This window comes from Campylobacter sp. BCW_6461 (assembly GCF_001762735.1).
Classification (GTDB): Bacteria; Campylobacterota; Campylobacteria; order Campylobacterales; family Campylobacteraceae; genus Campylobacter_D; species Campylobacter_D jejuni.
Window position 1 is genome coordinate 120492 of sequence record NZ_MJXJ01000023.1, and the last position, 21765, is coordinate 142256.

Genomic DNA, 21765 nt, shown 5'->3' on the forward strand with positions numbered 1-21765 from the left:
TTTGTTTCATTTTAACCTTAAAAGCATTAAAAAATTATGAGTTTTTAGAATATTTGCTTTATTTTTCTAAATTTAAAAAATGCACCATTTGTCCTAAGGCTATGGAGCTATCATTACAAGGGTACTTTAAAGGTATAAAAAAATCAAAATTTTTAGCTTTTAAAATTTCAAGCAAGGTTATGTTTTGAAAAACCCCTCCGCTTAAAAGCACTTTTAAATCATAATCTTTGCTAAAATCTATGATAAAATTTGCCAAGGCATTAAACATACCTGTAATCGCCTTAGTTTTTTCATCTTGCAAAGCCCCTAGGATTAAATTTTTAAAATTAACCTGCCCTTTTTCTACAAAAAGCTTATAAGAAAAATCAAGATTTTTATCATAAAAAGCTTCACACATTAAGCCAACTTGAGCTTCATAAGAACTTTTTTCTAAGTTAAAAACAATACTTCCAAAAGCATCGATAATGCGTCCTAAAGAACTTGTTTGTAAGTTAGAATGAGAATAAATTTTTTTAAGATTTTTAAGTTTAATTTTTGGAATTTTTGCTAAAAAATCCTTAGCCTTATCTTCTAAATCATAATGAAAAATAAGACTTAAGGCTAAATTTTGTATATTTTTAATATCACTATTTATAAGAGTGAAATTTTCAAAATGTGCAATTCTTTCATATTCTTTTAAATTTCCTACAAAAACTTCTCCACCCCAAATTTTACCATCTTCGCCATAACCTGTTCCATCACAAATAAAAGCTAAAGCCTTTTCATCTTTTGCAAAATTTTCTTCGTATTCAAAATAAGCCGCACAAAAATGCGCATAATGATGAGAAATTTTAATCCTTTCTTCAAATTCTTTTGCATAGCTAAAATGCGGGTGTTTATCACACAAAATCGCATCAAATTTCAAATCATAATTTTGTTTAAAAAATTCTAAAAGTTTAAAAAATCTCTCATGCACATCAAGACTTTTCAAATCCCCTATATAAGGAGAAATTAAAAGTTTATTTTCATAAAAAATCACAAATTCATTGTTAAGTTCCGCACCTAAAGCTAAAAAAGTGCCTTTTTTATTAAAATTTCTTTCCAAATAAAAAGGATTTAAACCCCTTGAAGTACGCAAAAACATAGTTTTGCCATTTACCACTTGAGCTATGCTGTCATCACTTGCATTGATAATTTCCCTATCATAATCCAAATAAAAATCAAAAACTTTATCAAGTTTTTGACGCAAATTAAACTCATCTTTAATGATACTTTCTCCGCTTAAATTCGCACTTGTTGCCACAAGATTTCCTTTAAAATACTCAAAAAGCAAAAGATGTAAAGGCGTATAAGCTAGCATAATGCCGATTTTATCTACATCAGGAGCGATTAAAGAAAAGGCTTTTTTTGCCTTTAAAATCACAATAGGAGCCAAAACCCCACCAAGCAAAGCTTCTTCTTTTTCATCTATAAAGGCAAGTTCTTTAGCACTTTGTAAATCTTTACACATCAAAGCAAAGGGTTTTTTGGGGCGATTTTTTCTAAGTCTTAGAGTTTTTAAAGCTTCTTCATTAAACGCATCACACATGAGATGAAAACCGCCCATGCCTTTAATGGCTAAAATTTTACCTTCCTTTAAAAACTTCGCACTTTGTATAAAAGCTTCTTGATCTTTGGCTAAAATTTCACCCTTTGGATTTTTAAGAAAAACATTGATTTTGCATTTAGGACAACTAATAGGCTGGGCATGAAAACGCCTATTTTTAGGATCTTCGTATTCGCTTTTACAAAACTCACACATCAATAATTCTTGCATAGAGGTATTAAATCTATCATAAGGAAGACTTTTTATAATACTAAAGCGTGGCCCACAATGTGTGCAAGTGATAAAAGGATATAAAAAGCGTGGATTTTTTTCATCAAAAAATTCTTTTTTACACTCCTTACAAAACGCAAAATCGCTTAACATAGGCGTGCTTTTTGTATTCTCTAAAGAAGGAGTAATGCTAAAATTCTCATAGTTTGAAATTGAAATTTGCGTGATTATAAGCTGATCTATTCTTGCTAAAGGTGGAAGATGATTTTTTAAATTTTCTATGAAATTTTCACATTCTTTTTGAGTGCAAGCAAGGATGATTTCTATCCCAAAACCATCATTTCTTACTTCTCCAAAAAGCTTTGATTTCAAAGCTAGTTCATAAACTAAGGGGCGAAAACCCACCCCTTGAACTAGACCTGAAATTTTGATCTTATACCCTAAGTGGCGCATCGCTTAACTGACAATTTTTAAGATGTTTTAAAGTATTTTTAAGTAAAGATTTATGTTCAAACAAAGATCCACTTATAAGTGCTAAATCACTTTGCTTTTTCTCTCTTAATTCATCATAAGTATCACGCAAGAAATAAGCCAAACTCTCAACCGCTCCATAAGCGATATTAGCACTATCTACACCTGCTAACATAAAACTCATGGCAGATCTTAAAGTCCTTGTATAATCAAAACTTTTATCTTCTTTCAAACGATAATCAATCTTTACTCCACGAGGCATTTTTGACTCATCAGCGATTTTTAAAAGCTCACTAGCACTCTCTTGTAAATTTTTACCCAAATTTAGCACTCTACCTACTAACCCAAGCAAAGAATAAAAATTGTTTTTAAGTTCAAAACTCTCATTTAAAAGCGGAAATTCTTTGGCAAAATTTTCTAAAAGTCTTGCGCCGATTTCATCTTTTTGTATCTCTTCATAAAGCTCTTTGCTGTGTTTTGGCAAGAAAAGTTTAAGCAAATTAAGCTCTTTATTGACAAGCAAAATATCTTCATAATCCTTACTAAGCTCTAAAATAAAAGCCTTTTCTTTACAACGGCTTACAAGATAAGAAATTCTTGCCATATTTTTATCTTCTTTAGAAAAAATAAGCTCTCTTGCCTTAGCATTGATAAATTCAAAGCCTTCCAAAACCACCACTTGCTCATCTAAAGCACTGATATAAAAATCTTTTTGATACTCTTCTATCTTTTTTACGCTTAAAAATTTATACTCATTTTCAAAAAGTTTCAAACCTAAAGCAAAACAAAATAAATCCCTAGCAAGTCTAATTTTAAAATCACTAAAATCAAGATTGTGATTTTTTCTAAACATAGCATTAAGCCTTAGCTTCATCAAAGGTTTTTCTAAACTTGCAAGAAGTTTTAAATTTTCATTTGAACAAACAAAAACTGAATTTATAGCCTTAATATCACAAGGAAGTAAAAAATCTCCTATAAATTCGTTCTTAAACAAAGAAAATTCATAAATACCATTTTTATCTTTCAAATAAATCTTTTTTTCTTGACTTAACAAATCAAAGGCAAGATTTAAAAAAGTATTGAAATTTTCTTCATTGATTTTTTCAAATTCTGATAAATTGCTTGAAAATTCACACTCACAAAACACGCCCCATTCGTTTTTGTTTAAAAGTTTTTTTTCTTGATAAGCATTAGAATTTAAATGAGTAATATAAGAAAATCTTGAAAATTCTTTATCTTCTGGTATACAAGGGTTAAAACCCTGCCCCGCTTTTACATCAAATTTTTTCAAAAAAACGCTATGACTCATGAAATTCAAAGAATCGCAAAAAGTCTTTAAATTTTCTTCATCTGCATCGATAGAAAAATGATAGGTATTTTCTTCTTTGCTAAGGATATAATTGTAATTTTTCGCATAAAAACGCAATAAATATTCAAAAATATCATTATCTGCATTATAAATAAAATCAAAATCCAAAGTCATATTATGCCTTTTTTGAAAAATAAACTATAAATATAACATTTTTAACTTAAAAATTCTTTCTCTCTTTGCCTAAAATCACTCATAAAATGCTCTATAAAAGTATAAAATTCTTTGCTGTGATTGGGGAATTTTAAGTGGCTTATTTCATGCAAAACCACATATTCAATAGCATTTAAACTCTTTTGAATGAGTTTTAAATTTAAATTAATATAAGCTTTATTATGATTGCAAGAACCCCAACGCGTTTTCATATTTTTAATGCTTAAATGCGTATAAAATAAACCTGTTTTTTTACTCCATTTTTTAAGATAAAAAGTAAAAATCTTTTTAGCATTTTGTCTTAAAAATAAATCTAATTTTGCTTTATTTTGACAAATTATTTTATCTTTATCAAAATAAGTTTTTTTGACATTTTCATCAAAAATAATTTTATATTTTTTAGCTAAAAAAATTAACTCATCATCCTTTAAGGCTTTTTTTTCAAATCTTTTTTTTGCCTCATTCATCCAAGAACTTGATTTATCTAAAAACTCATAAACACTTTTAAAGGTGCAAAAATAAGGAATGCTAAGAACAAATTCACCCCTTTCATTGAGCCTTAATCTTAAAGTTTTTATGCGTTTTTTAGAATAAAAATAGCACTCATCTTTATAAATAAATGATTTTAAACTAGAGCTTTGCCTTGCCATTTTTTGCTTTTCCATCTGTATGAATTTACCATTCCACGCAAAAACTCATCTGCACAAAATCCTATCCAAACCCCTAAAATTCCAAGATTAAAATGAAAACAAAGCACATAACCCACAGGTAAAGATACCCCCATCATAAAAACAAGTCCGCTAAAAAATGGAAACTTAGCATCGCCACTTGCGCGCAAGGAATTTACCATAACTATATTAAAAGTTCGTGAAATTTCAAGAAAGATTGAAAGAGCAAATAAAGGTATCATTAAATTTTTTAACTCTTCTTTAAGCCCTAAAATTTGCATAGTAAAATCTTGACAAAGATAGTTCAAAAGTGCCACTAAAGCACTCGCTATTACACTAAAATATAAAGCACGCCAAGCGTGTTTATAAGCTATATTTTCATATCTAGCACCGATTAATTTACCTACTATAATTTCATTAGCTATGCTCGTAGCTTGTCCTATAAGCATGATAAGCATTGAAATTTGAAAATAAATCGTTTGCACACTCAAACTCGCCTCACCTAAACTTGCTACAAAAGCAAAAGCTATAGTGTATTGGACTATCCACAAAAGATTTTCCCCTGCTGAAAATCCACCTATATTTAAAACCTTTTTTAAAACTTCTTTTTCAAGTTTTATCATTTCTTTGATTTTAAGATGAATTTTAAGTTTATAAAAAAGTATCGCAAACAAAGCAACTATAGCAACAATGCGAGCAAAAATATTACTAAGCCCTATTCCAAAAAGTTCTGACTTTGTATAATGCAAAACATAATAATTTCCGCAAATCACCACTATATCCATCAAAAAACCTATAAACATGACCCAATAAGCCATATTATAAACCCTTACAATAGCAGCTAAAACAATACCTATGGCATCAAAAAACAAACAAATTGCAAGCATATGTAAGTAAATTTCGCTATCTTTGAGCAATTCTTGTGGAATTTTTAAAAGATAAAGCAAATACTCCCCATGCCATAAAATAAGCACACCGCATACAAAGCCTAAAAGTGCATTTAAGAACAAACTTTGATGAATCACTTTTCTTGCTAAAACATGATCTTTTGCACCAATTGCTTGTGCGATCAGCACACTACAACCCACACTTAAAAATGAAAAAATAGTGATAAAAAGATCTAAAATTTGATTTCCAGCGCCCATAGCACCAACAAGAAAATTAGAATAATGCGACACCATAGCGGTATTGATAATCACAGTTAAATACTTAGAAAGCAAATCCCAAAATATAGGAAAACTAAGTCTTGTTAAGGAGAGTTGTTTTTTTGCCATGATATTATCTTATCTCTTTTTTTAAATATTTCTTTTAAAAAACAATTCTACTTAAAAATTACTTTTTTAAATATAAATATTTAATATACTCAATTTGTTATATTTAAAATAATTTGATGATTTTCTTCTTTGAAAGTATACACTAGCTCATCACATTTATATGAGACTTCCTTCTTGCAAATTTTATCTTGCAAAGGTTCTTTTAATATTTGCAATAAATGTTTTTTAAAAAATAATTTTGTGCTCAATCCCATTCCATGATTTAAATTTTTAATAAACTTATTATCAACTTGTGAAATAGCAAAAAATTCTACTTTAAAATTTAATTCTTTTAAAATATGTACAAAATTTTCCTTATTTTTAAAAGGAGATCTTTCATCAAAAATACTATGATATAAAATATATTTTGGATTTGGGTATAAGCTTTGTATTATTAGATGTTCTTTGTTTAATGGTTCTCTTATGATTTTTCTAGCATTTGAAAAATAATTTTTTGAAAATTTATTATTATTCCAATAAGTTTTATCACTTAAATATAAAAATATATTTTTAAATAAAGTATCATCATATGTTCCATGATATCTAGTAAAATCGATTTCTTTTCCAAAACCTATAAGTCTAAAAATATTTCCAAACAAATTAACAAAAGAAGAATTATCTAATATAAAATCAATACTCCAAGGAGCTATTTTTGCACATAAATTTGCTAAATATCCGCCATATGAATTTCCAAACAAAATCGTTCTAATACCCCCCCCCTCATTAGTTTAAATGGAGAATTTTCTTTTATATAAAAAATAGCATTTAAAATATCCATAGCTTGCATTATACCAAAATTTTGATATTCATTTTTAGATGGTAAAAAGCTTACATGCGTTCTTAATTTATAGTTTTGATTTAGTTTTTGATTTAATTTTAATTTTTGAATTTCTTGATCTATTCTTATAAAAGCATTATTTAGATCTTCATAAGAATTTATATCAAAAACATTTATATGGTTTAAATTGATAGTTTTTAAGCTAGTATCCAAAATAATTTTATCTATATCATCTAAATAAAAACTAGAACCCAAATGAGGTCTATTTCCTATGCAATGATAGTTAATATTAATAATAGCAACATTATAATTTCTAGCCAAGTAATCATCGACATAAATATAGTTATTCATATCTTCAGCACCACCTGGAATAATACAAACAATAGCTTCTATTTCTTTACTATCATCATAAGTCAATCTAAATTCTAATTTACTTCCCCTTTTGATATTTAATTCTACATCATCACAAGAATCTATAGAATAAATTTGGTTTATAATCATATTAAACCTTTTTTTGGAAATTTTTAATTAATTATATCATCAAATTTCCAAAAAATAAATCTCACCCAAAAGCACCGCTTAAGTAAGCCTTGGTTTTTTCTTGTTTTGGATTTTCAAAAAATTCCTTGCTTTCTCCAAATTCTATAAGCTCACCTAGGTGAAAAAATGCCGTATAATCAGCTACGCGTTTGCCTTGTTGCATATTATGCGTAACCATGATCATAGAAAGATTATGGCTTAATTCTTTCAAAAGCTCTTCAATCACGCCTGAACTAATAGGATCAAGTGCAGAAGTTGGCTCATCTAAAAGCAAAAGTTTAGGTTTGATCGCTAAAGCTCTTGCGATACAAAGACGTTGTTGTTGTCCGCCTGAAAGAGCTAGGGCATTTTGCTTTAATTTATCTTTAACCTCTTCAAAAAGCCCCACTTTTTGCAAGCAATCCACCACCAAAGCTTCTTCTTCATCTTTGTTTTTAATCATACCATGAAGTTTTGGTGCATAAGAGATGTTTTCATAAATGCTTTTTACAAAAACATTAGGTTGTTGAAAAACCATGCCTACATTTTTACGCAAGGCTACTACATCTTGATTTTTTACATCTTTTCCTTCAATTTCTACCAAACCATCGATTTTTGCGATTTTATCATTCATTCTGTTAAAACAGCGCAAAAAGGTAGATTTTCCACATCCTGAAGCACCGATGAGTGCAGTGATTTTATTTTGCTCGATTTGCATATTGATATCAAATAAAGCTTGTTTTTTTCCATAAAATAAATTTAAATTTGTTGTTTTTGCTATCACTTTAATTTTCCTTGAAAATATTTTCTTAATAATATTGCACTAAGATTTAACATAACTAAAAGTCCTAAAAGCACAATAATACCCGCTGCTGTTCTTTCTAAAAATGCACGCTCTGGCATAGCCGACCATGAGTAAATTTGAGCAGGTAAAACGCTAGTTGGATCAAAAATCGAACTAGCTACATCAGGGATAAATGCTATCATACCGATAATCATCAAAGGTGCAGTCTCGCCTATAGCCCCTGCTAAAGTCAAAATAGAACCTGTTAAAATCATAGGCATAGCTAAAGGTAGCATAATGCCTTTTACCATTTGAACCTTTGTCATACCTAAGGCATAAGCAGCATTTTTCATATTGATATCCACACTTTTTAAAGCCGCTTTGGTTGAAACAATGATAATAGGCAAACTCATGATCGCCAAAGTAAGCCCACCCACTAAAGCACTTGAACGAGGCATTCCAAAAAGATTGATAAACACTCCAAGTCCTAAAAGTCCAAACAAGATACTAGGAATACTTGCAAGGTTGTTAATACACACTTCTATAAAATGCGTAAGGATATTTTGTGGTGCAAATTCTTCTAAGTAAATTGCCGCTGCAACGCCTATAGGAACACTCACAACCATACAAACAAGCATAACAAGCAAAGTCCCTACAACTGAAGATAAAATTCCTGAATTTTCAGGAGATTTTGAGTCTCCATTTAAAAAGAAATTGCTATTAAATTTAAGCTCTATCTCGCCTTTTTGCATAAGATCATCGACTAAAGTTCTTTGTTTTTCACTAAGGCGATTATATTTTTGCTTCATATATTGATCTACTTCTGAATTTGCCAAAAGCCAAGATTTTTCAGTGATTTGCCCTGTTCTTATCTTTCTTTGCTCAGCACGAGATAAAAGATCATAAGCAGGAGAATTTCTATTAGCCTCTACAAAAATATAGGTTTGCTTAAAAGCAGGAAATCCAAGATAAGCCACACTTCCTAAAAAGATACAAAGAAAAATTAAATTAATATAAAGCCCCATTTTACAAAGTCTTTTAAAAGACTTTGAAGCTTTTTGTCTTTTTTTAAAAAGTTTTTTCATAAATTTTTCCTTTTGTGAAAGCGATTGATAAGATAAACGCTAAACATATTGATGATTAAAGTGATGACAAAAAGCACCAAACCTAAAGAAAAAGCACTTAAAGCCAAAGAACTATCAAAAGCTTGATCTCCACTTAAAGCTTCTACGATTTTTACCGTTACCGTTGTCATATCTTCTAAAAAATTTAAAGTTAAATTTGGACGCAAAGAAGCTGCCATCACCACTATCATAGTTTCGCCTAAGGCTCTTGAAAGTCCTAAAAGACAAGCTGCAACTATACCAGGAATAGCCTCAGGTAAAATCACGGCAAAAACCACTTCTTTTTTTGTCATACCTAAAGCATAAGCGCCATTAATCCTTTTCTCGCTTACTGCTTCAATACAATCTTGAGATAAAGAAGCCACTATAGGTACTATCATGATCCCCATGATAAAACCTGCACCTAAAGCACTTTGAAAGCTTGCTTGTATGCCAAATAAAGAAAAAAACCACACTATAAAAGGCGCTACAACTATAGCCGCAAAAAATCCAAAAACAACAGTAGGAATCCCTGCAATGATTTCTAAAATAGGTTTTAAGTAATTTTTAGATTTTTTGCCAGCAAAAACACCTAAATATATAGCACACATAACCCCTAAAGGTAAAGCCGTTAGCATAGCAATCAATGAAATATAAAAAGTTCCCCAAAAAAGCGATAGCGCCCCAAAAACACCTTGTTTACTCGTGCCATCTGCATTCATAAAAGCTGCATCAGCTGCCCACTGACTTGAGAATAAAAAGGTAACAACGCTTTCTTTTTGAAAGAATTTTAAAGCTTCAATTAAAATTGTAAGCATGATAGCAAAACTTACTATCACGCTTACAAAAGCACATAAAAAAAGTGCAAATTTGATTATTTTTTCTTTTAACAAAGTTTTTCCTTAAAAAACTTTTCCAGCTTTTACAAGCTCATCATTTAAAATTTTTCTATCTTCTACGTGTTTTTGAGAAGCTTTTAATTTATCATCACTTAAAGGAACAAGTCCTATTTTTTCAAGCTCTCCACCACTTTTTGCCAAATCATCACTCATATAAATTTTTGCAAAATCAAAGGCTTCTTTAGGATTTTTCTTTGCATTGATATAGATAAATAAACTTCTTGCAAGATCGTATTTTCCATCAGCAATATTTTTTTCATCTGCTTTTACACCATCAATATCTGCTGCATTGATTTTATCCACATTGCTTACTAAAAATCCATAACCAAAAAGCCCAAAAGCATCTTTATCGATAGTAAGTTTTGAAACGATTAGATTATCATTTTCACCACTTGGAATATAAGCTCCATCTTGGCGTATGGTTTTATACTCGCCTTTGTATTCAGGAATTTTTTTAGAAATATCACTCATTACAAGTTCTTCTACAGTATCTCTTGTGCCTGAGCTTGATGGAGGACCATAAACGCTGATTTTACGATTAGGTAAATTTTTATTGATTTGATTCCAGTTTGTATAAGGATTTGGTATAAGTTTTCCATTTTGTGGAATTTCTTTTGCTAATGCTAAGAAAAGTTCTTTTTTTGTGATATTTAATGGAGCATTGGTTTTATTTTGCGCTAAAACTATACCATCATAACCTACCATAATCCCTACTATATCAGTAACTCCCGCTTTTTTGCAAGTTTCAAATTCGCTAAATTTCATCGCTCTTGAAGCATTAGAAATGTCAGTTATGCCCTCGCAAAATACTTTAAATCCACCCCCTGTTCCTAAACTCTCTACAATAGGAGTTTTTGTATTGTGAATCGCTGCATACTCTTCAGCTACAAAAGAAGTAAAAGGATACACAGTCGATGAACCTGCGATTTTTAAATCTGCTGCATTTAAAGCACCACAAAGTGCAAGACTTGCCACACTTAAAGATAGAATTTTTTTCATTTTTTCTCCTTAACTTTAAAAAAGCAATGGAAGTTTAAAAAAACTTGGAAACATTTTGGAAACATTTTTTATTTTGTATTTTTCTTAAATATAATTTTTAACTATCAAAAAATTTAGCTTGTTTTTAAAAAAATAATATATCATTATAAAACATTTTAAATTTTAATAAGGAGATAAGAATGCTTTCTAAAGAAGTTGTAAAATTACTCAATGAACAAATAAACAAAGAAATGTATGCAGCAAACTTATATCTTAGTATGAGTTCTTGGTGCTATGAAAACAGTCTTGATGGAGCTGGAGCCTTCTTGTTTGCACATGCAAGCGAAGAAAGCGATCATGCTAAAAAGCTTATCACTTATCTTAATGAAACAGATTCTCATGTAGAGCTTCAAGAAGTAAAACAGCCTGAACAAAATTTCAAATCTTTACTTGATGTTTTTGAAAAAACCTATGAACATGAGCAATTTATCACAAAATCAATCAATACTTTAGTTGAACACATGCTAACACATAAAGACTATTCTACTTTTAATTTCTTACAATGGTATGTAAGCGAACAACACGAAGAAGAAGCACTTTTCCGCGGTATAGTTGACAAGATTAAGTTAATCGGAGAACACGGAAATGGACTTTATTTAGCTGATCAATACATCAAAAATATTGCATTAAGTAGAAAAAAATAATCTTTGCCCTATTATGGGCAAATCTCGCTTTGGATTGAAGGTATGACTTATTTTTCTCTAGAATTTAGTATTTTAATGATAGCTTTTTTTGCTATTTATTGGACTTTTAAAAATAATTATAAAATACAAAATATTTTAATTTTAATTTTCTCTTATATTATTTATATTTTAATCAATCCTTATTTCGCCTTGGTTTTATTTATATATACCTTTTTTATACACTATTTTGCCTTGCTAATTTTTGTGCGTCGCAAGCGTTATATTTTCGCTACTTGTATAGCTTTTATTATTTTAAATTTATGTTTTTTTAAATACTTTCCTAGCATCAAAGGAAGTGTTGATGAGATATTAAATTTTTTCGGTTTAGAATTTTTAAATATTGATTTAGTATTACCAATAGGAATTAGTTTTTATACCTTTACTTCTATCACTTATCTTGTGGAAGTTTATCAAAAACGCCGTTTAGAAAGTTTTTTAAATTTAGCAACCTTCTTATCATTTTTTCCAACACTACTTTCAGGGCCTATTATGCGAAGTTCTTTTTTCTTTGAACAGGCCTATCAAAAACGCGAATTTAAACATGCAAATTTAATCATCATCTTGCTTGTTTTTGGTATAGTTAAAAAAGTTTTAATAGCCAATTACCTTGGAATTTATGCTAAAAGTATTTTAGACTTTCCACAATCTTATAATTTCATACAACTTTTAAGCGCAATTTACGCCTATGCAATTCAAATATACTGCGATTTTAGCGGATATGTTGATTTAGTTTGCGCTTTTGCTTTAATGTTAGGTTTTACCCTTCCGCCTAACTTTAACATGCCTTATCTTGCAAAAAACCTAAAAGATTTTTGGGCTAGATGGCATATCAGTCTTTCAACCTTTATAAGAGATTATATCTATATACCTTTAGGGGGCAATAGAAAAGGAATGCCACGCACTATAGTTAACATACTCATCGCTTTTATACTTTCAGGTATGTGGCATGGTAATACACTTGCTTTTATTGTTTGGGGTTTATTGCATGGTATTGGCATAGTTTTTATACATTTGCTAGCTTTAAGCAAATTTAGTTTACAAAAAATTCCAGCTTTAGGAAGATTTTTAACCTTTCAATTTGTATGTTTTACTTGGATTTTCTTTTACTATAGCAAAAATCTAGAAGATGCAATAGAATATTTTAAAGCTTGTTATTATAATTTCTTCCAAATTCCATCTTATAACGATATCTATATGTTGGTTGCTTTTGGGGTTCTTTTTATGATCTATCCTTTATTTATTAATTTTAAAGAATATTGCATTAAGATTTTAAATCTTACTCCATTTTTGCTAAAACCTTTTATTATAGCTTTTATTTTACTTTTGGTTTTTGCTTTTATGCCAGATGGAATTCCTGATTTTATTTATTCGAGTTTTTAGATGAGTGTAGTTAGATTTTTCTTCATTTTGATTATAGTGCTTGGCTTGGTTGTTGTAGTTATGAATCAGAGCATTAGCTCTTATATAGAACAAAAATATCATTTTGCATTCTATCCTCATAATGATCTTTTAAAAGAAGCCAATGGCTTCAAAATTAAATTAGAACAAATTCGTGCAATTTTAAGCAACGAACCCTTGCCTCAAACCAATGAAGAAACTACAAATCAAGAAAGTAAATCAACAGATGAAAACTTAAGTAAAATAGATAAAGTTCTAAACACTTTAGAAAATGATGAAAACACTTCTCATAAAGAAACAAATCTAACCTTAATCCAAGATGCAAATATTAGTTTTATCGACAATACCAAATTAGAGCTACAAAATGGAGATGAGTTTTTATTTATCGGAGATTCTTTAATGCAAGGTGTTGCAATAGCCTTAAATAGAGATTTAAGAAATTTAAATCTTAAGGCAACCGATCTTAGTAAACAAAATACAGGCCTTTCTTATAAATCCTATTTTGACTGGTCAAAAGCCACCAATGAAGCTTTTATTAAAAACTCAAATATTAAATATCTTGTTGTTCTTCTTGGCGCTAATGATCCTTGGGATATTAAAAAAGGAGGAAATTACCATCGTTTTGGCTCCCCTTCTTGGATAGATATTTACACAAGTCGTGTAGATGAAATCATTAAAATCGCTAAAAAACATAAAGCCAAAGTTTTTTGGTTTGAAATCCCTCCTATAAAAAAAGAAGATTTGAACAAAAAAATACAAGTGCTCAATAAAATTTACAGCGATGAAATTCTTAAAAATAAAGAAATTTTTATCAACACTAAGCTATTTTTTAGTGTCAATGATGAATACTCAGCTTATATAAAAGATGAAAACAATAGAAGTATAAAAGTAAGAACAGATGATGGGGTTCATTTTACTCCAAGTGGTGCAAGAGAAATGTCTAAACTTTTATTAGAACACATAAAACTTAAGGAAGAAAATGCTAGTAAATAAATTTAAAATTATCTTATTGTTTTTTATTATTTTTACTAGCTCTTATGCACAAAATTTAAATACAAATGACACAATAGATTCCATACTCAATCAAAACAAAAATCACTCTGCTTTAACAAGTTATGTATTAAAAAAAGATCTTAAAAATCTAGAAAAAAAATTAGAAAAAAATCAAAACATAGGAATTAGAATTTATGGAGATTCTCATATGGCGGCTGATTTCTTTCCGCGTGTCATAAGAGGATATTTAATCCGCTCTAACTCTATAGGTTTTGCCTATCCTTTACAGCCCAAATATCAACAAAATCTTAATCTTGTTTATTCTTATAAAAACTTTGAAATTTTAAACTCAAGAAATCCTGCTAATGCTGGACATAATTTTCCATTAGGTGGGATAATAGCCAAAGCAAAAATCAAAGGCGCAAAAATCAACCTTGATACAACCTTAGATAAAAAAAAATTCAAGATAGGATTTTTATTTAAAGCCAAACAAAATACCAATGCTTTTAGCATCAAAGATGCAAAAAATCAAAGCTATGAGTTAAGAACTACACAAATTAACAAATGGTCTTATAAAGAACTAGAACTTGATCTTCCTTTGCAAATTTCAGCCTTACAAAAAGATGCTGAGCTAGGAGGATATTTCATCACAAATAAAGATAATAATGTTTTCTTAGATACCATTGCAATCAATGGTGCCAAAAGTGATTTATGGCTCTCTTGGAATCAAACAGTTGTAAAAAAAGAACTAGGACTTTTACACAATGATTTAATTATTCTTGCCTATGGTTCTAATGATGCACTCTTTAAAGGGTTTGAAAAACAAAAATTCAAAAATAATTTAAAAAAATGGATTAGTATTTTAAAAACTTACAATAAAAACGCTGTTATCATGCTAATCTCTCCACCAACTGTAGTTCAAAAACAAGGTAAAAACTACAAGCTTGCTCCTGATTTTTTTACCATACGCAAAGCATTATATGAAGTTGCTAAAGAAGAAAAAACTCTTATTTTTGATATGCATCAGTTTATGCAAGATAGTGGGGGAAAAAACAAATGGATAGAACAAAAGCTTTCGCTCAATGATGTACATCTTACTATAAAAGGCTATGAGCTGATGGCTAAAAAGTTACTCGAGGATTTAAAAAATATCATTGATTATTAAATTTAATACTTAGGAAATTCTAAGTTTTCATCATTAAAACTTAAAGCTGTGATTTGATAGTAAGAATTAATGGTTTTTAAAAGATTAAATCTAGCTCTTAAAAATTCTTGCTGGGTAGAATTTAAAGTATTGTTTGCATCCAAATAATCTTTTAATTCACTTTTTCCTAAAATATATTTTTCATAATACGCCTTAGTGATAAGCTCTTGTTTAATGTTAATATTTTGCAAATTTTGCAAAAGCAAGGTGTCGCTTTGATAATCTTTATAATTCAATGCAAATTCATTCATCGCACTTTGCAAAGTTTGCTCATAAGAAATTAAAAGTTGCTCATAAATAAATTGTGAAATTTTGATATTTTGCTTTACCCTACCATAATCTAAGAAAGGTAAAGAAATCTTAACATTGCCACTTAAAATTTCAAATTTAAAACTATCATCGATTTTTTTATCACTTCCGCTTAATGCTCCACCTAAAGAAATACTAGGCAAAATAGATTTTTGCATGGAAGAATAATCCTTAAAGGCTGATTTTAAGCTATTGAGTTTAGATCTCACATCTGCACGGTACGCTAAAGCTTTTAAAGGTATATTAAAATCAGGACTTAAGGTTTTAAAATCATTTAAAGATAAAGTTTTAAAATACTCTATGTAAGCAAAACCTTCTTGCCTTGCCAATAAATCTTGTAAATTTTTTATGAGTAAATTACGATTTTGATCATTGCTTAATAAATTTTGTTTAGCTCTTAATAAGCTTTGTTCTATGTTTAAAAGATCTAATTCTTCTATTTTTCCAAGCTTGTATTTATAGTTATAAAGCTCTTTCATTTGTTCTAAATTTGAAAGATAAGCTCGAAGCAATTTATCTACATCGTTAAAATAAGCCAGCTCAAACACATCATTTAAAGCTGTATTGATCATACTTATTTTTAAATTTTCAAGATCATAAGCACTTGCTTTTGCACTAAATTCACTCGCACTTGCACTATCTCTTAATTTGCCATAAATATCAAGCTCATAGCTTAAATTTAAAGAATTATTGAAATTTTTACTTTGTTTGCCTGAATTTAAATCTTTATCCGCACCAAAACCCAAATTTCCACTTAAAGTCGGATATAAATCATAATCAATCAAATCAGCTCTAGCCAAAGCCGAAAGCAAAGTTTTTCTAGCAATATTAATATCACTATTATTCAATAAAACAAAATTTAGAAATTCATTTAATTTTGCATTATCATAAGATCTATACCAATCATAAGTAAGATTTAAATCTTTCATTTGTTCTTGAGTTAAATCAACTTCTTTAGGCAAGCTAAGTTTTACACCACAAGCGCTCAAGAAAAATGCTAAAAAAATGCTAAGTATTATTTTCATTTTATTCCTTTGATAATGCACTAATAGGATTTAAATTTGCTGCATTTCTTGCAGGGAAAAAACCAAAAACCACACCGATAAACATAGAACTTAAAAGTCCCAAAAGCACAGAATAGGCATTTAAAATCATAGGAAAATCCGTACTTAAAGTATTAAAAGCAAAAATAACAAAAATCGATAAAATCACACCTAAAATCGCCCCTATAGTACAAATCATAACCGCTTCGATTAAAAACTGCATCATAATATCTTCTCTTCTAGCCCCTATAGCCATGCGTATGCCTATTTCTCTTGTTCTTTCACTTACAGAAACAAGCATGATATTCATCACTCCTATACCCCCAACAATCAAAGCAATCACAGCCACACAAGCGGTAAGTATGGTTGTAGTGCGTTTATTTGCTGTAATAGCTTGCTTAAAAGTGTCAGAATTAAAAGTAAAAAAATCCTTTTGTCCGCGTTTAATTTCTAAAATTCTTATAATAGCATTTTCAGCCAAAGTTGAACTCACATCATCTTTAACCTTAACTATGATTTCACGCAAATTTCTATCTCCTGTAAGCTTATTCATCAGTGTTGTATAGGGTATATAAAGACGTACTACATTATCTTCTATAGGCTTGTCTGTATCTTTTTGCAAAACTCCTATAATCTTAAAAGGTTGAGAATTAAAAAGCACCACACGACCTAAAATATTTTCACTTTTTTCATCAGGAAAAAGATTTTTTTTAGCATTAAAATCCAATACAGCAACATTGGTACTATTTTTTACATCATCATTATTTAAAATTCTTCCCGCATCTATCCTTAAACCTTCTATAGCAAAATTATTTACCCCTACCCCTTCAGCTCTTGCGCTTAAAGAAATATTGGTATAAGTTGCCACTCCTGAAGTATTTGAATGAGCATCAACTGCTTCTAAATATTCTAAAGATCTTAATGTTTCTAAATCACTAAAATTAAGCCTTGTTTTACCCGAACGCAAATCCCCAAATCCTTTTCCAGGGCGAATTTCAATAGTATTTGTCCCAAGTCTTGCAATAGACTCAAGCACTTTAGCTTGAGAGCCTAATCCTAAAGCTACAACACAAACTACAGAAGCAATACCTATGATGATTCCAAGCATAGTTAAAATAGAACGAAGTTTGTGTGCAAGTATGGAAGAATAAGCTATCTTAAAACATTCAAAGGCTTGATTTTTAAGCAAAGTAAGTGTTTTTTTCTCTTTGGGCATTGTTTTTAAAATAAGTTTTTCTTGAGCTTTTTCCTTTTTAGTATCGCTTAAAATTTCTCCATCTTTAATCTCTATAACCCTTTTAGCTTGTGCTGCAATTTTTGGATCGTGAGTTACTAAGACTATAGTATGACCTTGCTCGTTAAGTTTTTGTAAAATTTCAAGCACCATAATACCGCTTTTACTATCCAAAGCTCCCGTTGGCTCATCAGCCAAAATAAGCTCTCCGCCATTGATTAAAGCTCTTGCTATAGAAACGCGTTGTTGCTGCCCTCCGCTTAATTCGTTTGGCTTAGAATCTAACTTGTGAGCTAATTCTAAATCATTTAAGAGTTTTTTAGCATTTTGACTTCTTTCTTGTAAATTTTTTCCCGCATAAACTGCAGGTAAAGAAACATTTTCTTTAGCACTCAGCAAGCTTAAAAGATTGTATCTTTGAAATATAAAGCCTATTTTTTCACGCCTTAATCTTGCTTTTTCATCATTATTAAGTTTAGTGACTTCATACTCATCAAAAACATAAGTTCCACTACTTGGTGTATCTAATGTTCCTATGATATTCAAAAGTGAAGTTTTACCACTTCCACTTTGTCCTATAATAGCAACAAATTCACCTTTTTCTATACTTAAACTTACATTTTTTAAAATGGCATTTTCGCCTATATTTTTGCAAATATTTTTAAGAAAAATCATTAAAATCTCAACTTCATTTTAGGAGCTAAACCATCAGCACTTGAGCTTACTATCAATTCTTCATCTTCATTTACACCTTCTAAAATTTGAGTATTGATAGAATCTTTAATGCCAAGTTTGACATATTTTTTAACAGCTTTTTGATTTTCCAAAATTTCAACATAATAGCCTTTTGGATCGCTTTTAATTGCATAAGTTGGCACTGCTAAAACAGCCTTTGCACTTGCTACGACAATTTCATTTTGTATACTCATACCAATACGCAAAAAATCATCTTTATTGGCTACATAAAATTTTGCGTAATAATAAATAGCATTTGATGAGCTTGAGCTTGAAGAACTCGAACTTGATGAGCTTGAGCTTGTACTAGAATCACTCACTTCAGTATCAGCTGGATCTATACTTGCAATCTTAGCATGATAAGTTTTTTGAGGATCATTAAGCAAAGAAAAATCAAGCTCTGTTCCTACTTTTATCTTACTCACATCAGCCTCTGCTATTTCCATTCTTACTTCCATTTCGTCTAAATTAGCTATACGGACTATAGTAGGAGTGTTTTGATTAGCATTAACTGTTTGTCCTTCATCTACAGCTACATTAATCACAACACCATCCATAGGAGCAGTAATGGTTGTATAACCTAAATCTTTTTGTGCATTTTTAAGAGTGATTTCAAGCTGAACTACTTGAGCATTAAGCTCTGCAACATTGGCTTTTAAAGTATAATAATTATTTTTTTGAGTTTCTAAATTTTCAAGAGAACTTGCTTTAGCTGCATAAAGTTTTTGCTCTCTTTGATATTGCTTATTCGCAATCTCAAGGGCAACTTTTTTACTCTCTAAATTAGCCTTAGCACTTTCAAGCTGAGCTTTTGTAATATCTAAATCGTTTTGTTGTTTATCTTTATCAATTTGAGCGATCAAATCACCTTGCTTTACATGAGTTCCCACATCAACATAAAGTTTTATAATTTGTCCACTAACTTGAGCACCCACATCGACTTGATCTTTGGCATATACCTTTCCTACTGCCTCTATGGTTTGAGATATATCTTTTTTTTGTATTTTTTGAGTTAAATAGCTGATTTTTTCATCATTATTAAAAAAAATAAAATAAGCCCCAACACTTCCAAGTATTGCAATTAAAATGATTAAAACAATCTTCTTTTTCATAATAACAAATCCTAAAGAAAAATCAAGATTAAATTTTACTCATTTTTTGTGAATTTTTTGTGAATTTTTAATTCTATTTTATAAATTTAAAAATTCTAAAGCCATCATCACATCACCCTGCATTAAAACTTTTAAATTTTCATCATCCCAACAAAAAGTAGAACTATGATGCAAAGCTGGATGATTTAAATCCTTTGAAATTCCAACAAATACATAAGCCCCCATTCTTTCTCGTGTTAAAAAAGCAAAATCTTCAGCCCCCATGTCAGGTTTAGAAGAAACAATGATATTTTCTTCTCCTAAGACCTTTGCAAAAGCTTTTCTTGCTATTAAAACAGCTTTTTCATCATTAATCAATGGAGGAAATTCTTTAGTATATTTAAGCTTATAATCTCCGCCATTGGATTTTGCTGTAGCAGCAGCCACTTCTTCTAAAGAACTTTTTAAAATATCTTGCGTTTTATCATTTAAAAAGCGCACAGTTCCTTTTAAATAAGCATTTGTAGGAATAACATTATAAGTAGTTCCTGCACAAATTTGACCTACGGTAATCACCCCTGCTTCATAAGGGGCTAAACGTCTAGAAATAACACTTTGTATATTATTTACAAATTGCGTTGTCATAATTATAGGATCTATACAAGTGTGCGGATGAGCTCCATGCCCTCCTCTGCCAATAAATTCCAAATCAAAAATATCCGTTCCAGCCATCATTTCACCACTTACAATTTGAGCAGTATTTTCAAGCAAAGGCCCCCATAAATGACAACCAAAAACTGCATCAACATAAGGATTTTCCAATACACCTGATTCTATCATAGGTTTAGCTCCACCGCTTCCCTCTTCTGCGGGCTGAAACATAAATTTAATCGTGCCACAAAATTCATCTTTAAGCTCATTTAATATCAAAGCAGCTCCCAAAAGCCCTGCTGTATGTCCATCATGTCCACATGCATGCATCTTACCATCAATTTTTGAAGCATAGCTTAGATTAGTTTTTTCTTGCACAGGCAAAGCATCCATATCCGCTCTTAAAAGAACACATTTTGGTTTTTTCTGACTCTTCTTTTTTCCTTCTATAATAGCTAAAATTCCTGTTTTTGCAATATTTTTTTGATATTTAATGCCAAACTCATCTAAAATTTTACACACTAAATGGGCTGTATTTTCTTCTTCAAATTCAAGCTCAGGATGCATATGAATTTGATGTCTTAAATCAACTACTTTATCATAGTACTTTAGTGCTAAATTTTCAACCAGCTTTTGCATTCTTTTCCTTAATCTAAATCTTTTATTTTCTCATCTGCTTTTTTACTGTCAAGTTTTTCCAAATTCGCCTCCATTTTTCGTATTTCTTCTTCTCCACTACGCACTAATTTTGCATCAATTTTGGAAAAATCTCCAGTTTTTTTATTTGGATATTCTACCTTAGAAAGTATAAAACGCAATAAATTTAATCTTGCTTTTTTCTTATCATCAGAAGAAATAATAGTCCAAGGACAAGTTGGAGTATTAGATGCTAAAAGCATAGAGTATTTAGCTAAAGTATATTTATCCCATAATTCTTGCGATTTTTGATCCACAGGAGATAATTTATATTGTTTAAGTGGATCGCTTCGGCGTTTTTCAAAACGTTTTTTTTGCTCGTCTTTTGATACTGAAAAATAAAATTTAAAAAAAATAATATCACTATTTGAAATCATATTTTCAAACAAAGGCACTTCTCTTAAAAAATCTTTATGTTGTTGCGGTGTACAAAAACCCATAACCGGTTCTACTCCTGCACGATTATACCAAGATCTGTCAAAAATCACAATCTCACCGGCTGAGGGCAAATGTGCTATATAACGCTGAAAATACCACTGTGTTTTTTCCACATCACTAGGTTTTTCAAGAGCCACAACGCGGCAACCACGCGGATTTAAATGCTCAATCAAACGTTTAATCGCCCCACCTTTTCCAGCCGCATCACGCCCTTCTATAAGCATAAGAACCTTTAAACCCTTGGCTTTAACATGATTTTGAAATTTCAAAAGCTCAATTTGCAAATTCTTTAAATCTTTTTCATATTCTATTGTACTTTTCTTTCTTTTAACAGAAACATAAATTTCATTCTTTTTAACAACCGCTTGCGCTTTTGGAGAATTATTTTCTTGCATTTTCA

19 protein-coding genes are annotated in these 21765 nt (G+C 30.0%); 4 read left to right on the top strand and 15 right to left on the bottom strand.

What is annotated here, in order from left to right; all coding sequences use genetic code 11:
• Positions 1 to 58 precede the first annotated feature (58 nt).
• The 10 genes from hypF to AJ882_RS05705 form a co-directional block, all read right to left on the bottom strand.
• The gene (gene hypF, locus AJ882_RS05665) at positions 59 to 2248 is read right to left on the bottom strand and encodes a carbamoyltransferase HypF (protein ID WP_014517202.1); all 2190 of its coding nucleotides are present in this window, start codon (positions 2246 to 2248) and stop codon (positions 59 to 61) included.
• Entirely contained in the window at positions 2229 to 3749 is a 1521-nt protein-coding gene (locus AJ882_RS05670) for a hypothetical protein (RefSeq protein WP_011049746.1), read from the bottom strand. Before AJ882_RS05670 ends, hypF begins: the two co-directional genes overlap by 20 nt.
• Before the next feature lie 41 nt (positions 3750 to 3790).
• On the bottom strand, positions 3791 to 4438 hold the full coding sequence (locus AJ882_RS05675; RefSeq protein WP_014517201.1) for a M48 family metallopeptidase: 648 nt from the start codon (positions 4436 to 4438) through the stop codon (positions 3791 to 3793).
• Complete coding sequence (locus tag AJ882_RS05680) at positions 4414 to 5730, bottom strand: MATE family efflux transporter (RefSeq protein ID WP_002867713.1); 1317 nt, start codon at positions 5728 to 5730, stop codon at positions 4414 to 4416. Before AJ882_RS05680 ends, AJ882_RS05675 begins: the two co-directional genes overlap by 25 nt.
• Before the next feature lie 89 nt (positions 5731 to 5819).
• The gene (locus tag AJ882_RS09655) at positions 5820 to 6467 is read right to left on the bottom strand and encodes a DUF2920 family protein (protein WP_002858554.1); all 648 of its coding nucleotides are present in this window, start codon (positions 6465 to 6467) and stop codon (positions 5820 to 5822) included.
• Positions 6437 to 7048, bottom strand: a complete 612-nt coding sequence (locus AJ882_RS09660; protein ID WP_083261805.1) for a DUF2920 family protein — start codon at positions 7046 to 7048, stop codon at positions 6437 to 6439. The genes AJ882_RS09655 and AJ882_RS09660 overlap by 31 nt, the downstream gene beginning before the upstream one ends.
• A 61-nt stretch (positions 7049 to 7109) precedes the next feature.
• Positions 7110 to 7850 (bottom strand): phosphate ABC transporter ATP-binding protein PstB, encoded by a 741-nt coding sequence (pstB, locus tag AJ882_RS05690; protein WP_002776307.1) that lies wholly within the window; start codon positions 7848 to 7850, stop codon positions 7110 to 7112.
• Positions 7847 to 8935 carry a phosphate ABC transporter permease PstA gene (gene pstA, locus AJ882_RS05695; RefSeq protein WP_002790067.1) on the bottom strand — a complete coding sequence of 363 codons (1089 nt, stop codon included), beginning with the start codon at positions 8933 to 8935 and terminating at the stop codon, positions 7847 to 7849. Before pstA ends, pstB begins: the two co-directional genes overlap by 4 nt.
• Positions 8932 to 9846 carry a phosphate ABC transporter permease subunit PstC gene (gene pstC / locus AJ882_RS05700; RefSeq protein ID WP_002776292.1) on the bottom strand — a complete coding sequence of 305 codons (915 nt, stop codon included), beginning with the start codon at positions 9844 to 9846 and terminating at the stop codon, positions 8932 to 8934. The genes pstA and pstC overlap by 4 nt, the downstream gene beginning before the upstream one ends.
• A gap of 9 nt (positions 9847 to 9855) precedes the next feature.
• Positions 9856 to 10851 carry a substrate-binding domain-containing protein gene (locus AJ882_RS05705; protein WP_002867711.1) on the bottom strand — a complete coding sequence of 332 codons (996 nt, stop codon included), beginning with the start codon at positions 10849 to 10851 and terminating at the stop codon, positions 9856 to 9858.
• 179 nt (positions 10852 to 11030) lie between these two features.
• On the opposite strand from AJ882_RS05705, the gene ctf reads away from it, so the two are divergent.
• From ctf to AJ882_RS05725, 4 genes are read left to right on the top strand one after another with little or no spacing between them, the layout of a single operon-like run.
• Complete coding sequence (ctf, locus tag AJ882_RS05710; RefSeq protein ID WP_002852256.1) at positions 11031 to 11534, top strand: non-heme ferritin; 504 nt, start codon at positions 11031 to 11033, stop codon at positions 11532 to 11534.
• 42 nt (positions 11535 to 11576) lie between these two features.
• Positions 11577 to 12953, top strand: a complete 1377-nt coding sequence (locus AJ882_RS05715; protein WP_002852056.1) for an MBOAT family O-acyltransferase — start codon at positions 11577 to 11579, stop codon at positions 12951 to 12953.
• The gene (locus tag AJ882_RS05720) at positions 12954 to 13964 is read left to right on the top strand and encodes a GDSL-type esterase/lipase family protein (protein WP_070279686.1); all 1011 of its coding nucleotides are present in this window, start codon (positions 12954 to 12956) and stop codon (positions 13962 to 13964) included. It abuts the gene before it with no gap.
• Positions 13951 to 15129, top strand: coding sequence for an SGNH/GDSL hydrolase family protein (locus AJ882_RS05725; RefSeq protein ID WP_002858547.1), 1179 nt, complete (start codon positions 13951 to 13953; stop codon positions 15127 to 15129). The genes AJ882_RS05720 and AJ882_RS05725 overlap by 14 nt, the downstream gene beginning before the upstream one ends.
• 2 nt (positions 15130 to 15131) lie before the next feature.
• Here the strand turns inward: AJ882_RS05725 and AJ882_RS05730 are convergent, their stop codons facing one another.
• From AJ882_RS05730 to ppk2, 5 genes are all read right to left on the bottom strand, one after another.
• A complete protein-coding gene (locus tag AJ882_RS05730) occupies positions 15132 to 16502 on the bottom strand; it encodes a TolC family protein (protein WP_011049745.1) in 1371 nt (456 codons plus the stop codon).
• A 1-nt stretch (position 16503) separates the two neighbouring features.
• Positions 16504 to 18429, bottom strand: coding sequence for an ABC transporter permease (locus AJ882_RS05735; protein WP_002852201.1), 1926 nt, complete (start codon positions 18427 to 18429; stop codon positions 16504 to 16506).
• Entirely contained in the window at positions 18429 to 19601 is a 1173-nt protein-coding gene (locus tag AJ882_RS05740; protein WP_002852311.1) for an efflux RND transporter periplasmic adaptor subunit, read from the bottom strand. The genes AJ882_RS05735 and AJ882_RS05740 overlap by 1 nt, the downstream gene beginning before the upstream one ends.
• Before the next feature lie 78 nt (positions 19602 to 19679).
• Positions 19680 to 20870 carry a M20 family metallopeptidase gene (locus AJ882_RS05745; protein ID WP_002852326.1) on the bottom strand — a complete coding sequence of 397 codons (1191 nt, stop codon included), beginning with the start codon at positions 20868 to 20870 and terminating at the stop codon, positions 19680 to 19682.
• A gap of 8 nt (positions 20871 to 20878) precedes the next feature.
• Positions 20879 to 21760 carry a polyphosphate kinase 2 gene (gene ppk2 / locus AJ882_RS05750; protein WP_011049743.1) on the bottom strand — a complete coding sequence of 294 codons (882 nt, stop codon included), beginning with the start codon at positions 21758 to 21760 and terminating at the stop codon, positions 20879 to 20881.
• Positions 21761 to 21765: the final 5 nt, after the last annotated feature.

What these genes read in the sequence shown, in the direction of transcription:
- AJ882_RS05730 (WP_011049745.1), bottom strand. Translation starts at nt 16,502, where the DNA reads ATGAAAATAATACTTAGCATTTTTTTAGCATTTTTCTTGAGCGCTTGT.
- pstA (WP_002790067.1), bottom strand. Translation starts at nt 8,935, where the DNA reads ATGAAAAAACTTTTTAAAAAAAGACAAAAAGCTTCAAAGTCTTTTAAA.
- hypF (WP_014517202.1), bottom strand. Translation starts at nt 2,248, where the DNA reads ATGCGCCACTTAGGGTATAAGATCAAAATTTCAGGTCTAGTTCAAGGG.
- AJ882_RS05720 (WP_070279686.1), top strand. Translation starts at nt 12,954, where the DNA reads ATGAGTGTAGTTAGATTTTTCTTCATTTTGATTATAGTGCTTGGCTTG.
- AJ882_RS05675 (WP_014517201.1), bottom strand. Translation starts at nt 4,438, where the DNA reads ATGGCAAGGCAAAGCTCTAGTTTAAAATCATTTATTTATAAAGATGAG.
- AJ882_RS05715 (WP_002852056.1), top strand. Translation starts at nt 11,577, where the DNA reads ATGACTTATTTTTCTCTAGAATTTAGTATTTTAATGATAGCTTTTTTT.
- AJ882_RS05680 (WP_002867713.1), bottom strand. Translation starts at nt 5,730, where the DNA reads ATGGCAAAAAAACAACTCTCCTTAACAAGACTTAGTTTTCCTATATTT.
- AJ882_RS09660 (WP_083261805.1), bottom strand. Translation starts at nt 7,048, where the DNA reads ATGATTATAAACCAAATTTATTCTATAGATTCTTGTGATGATGTAGAA.
- AJ882_RS05745 (WP_002852326.1), bottom strand. Translation starts at nt 20,870, where the DNA reads ATGCAAAAGCTGGTTGAAAATTTAGCACTAAAGTACTATGATAAAGTA.
- ctf (WP_002852256.1), top strand. Translation starts at nt 11,031, where the DNA reads ATGCTTTCTAAAGAAGTTGTAAAATTACTCAATGAACAAATAAACAAA.
- AJ882_RS05740 (WP_002852311.1), bottom strand. Translation starts at nt 19,601, where the DNA reads ATGAAAAAGAAGATTGTTTTAATCATTTTAATTGCAATACTTGGAAGT.
- AJ882_RS05670 (WP_011049746.1), bottom strand. Translation starts at nt 3,749, where the DNA reads ATGACTTTGGATTTTGATTTTATTTATAATGCAGATAATGATATTTTT.
- AJ882_RS05735 (WP_002852201.1), bottom strand. Translation starts at nt 18,429, where the DNA reads ATGATTTTTCTTAAAAATATTTGCAAAAATATAGGCGAAAATGCCATT.
- AJ882_RS05705 (WP_002867711.1), bottom strand. Translation starts at nt 10,851, where the DNA reads ATGAAAAAAATTCTATCTTTAAGTGTGGCAAGTCTTGCACTTTGTGGT.
- AJ882_RS05725 (WP_002858547.1), top strand. Translation starts at nt 13,951, where the DNA reads ATGCTAGTAAATAAATTTAAAATTATCTTATTGTTTTTTATTATTTTT.
- ppk2 (WP_011049743.1), bottom strand. Translation starts at nt 21,760, where the DNA reads ATGCAAGAAAATAATTCTCCAAAAGCGCAAGCGGTTGTTAAAAAGAAT.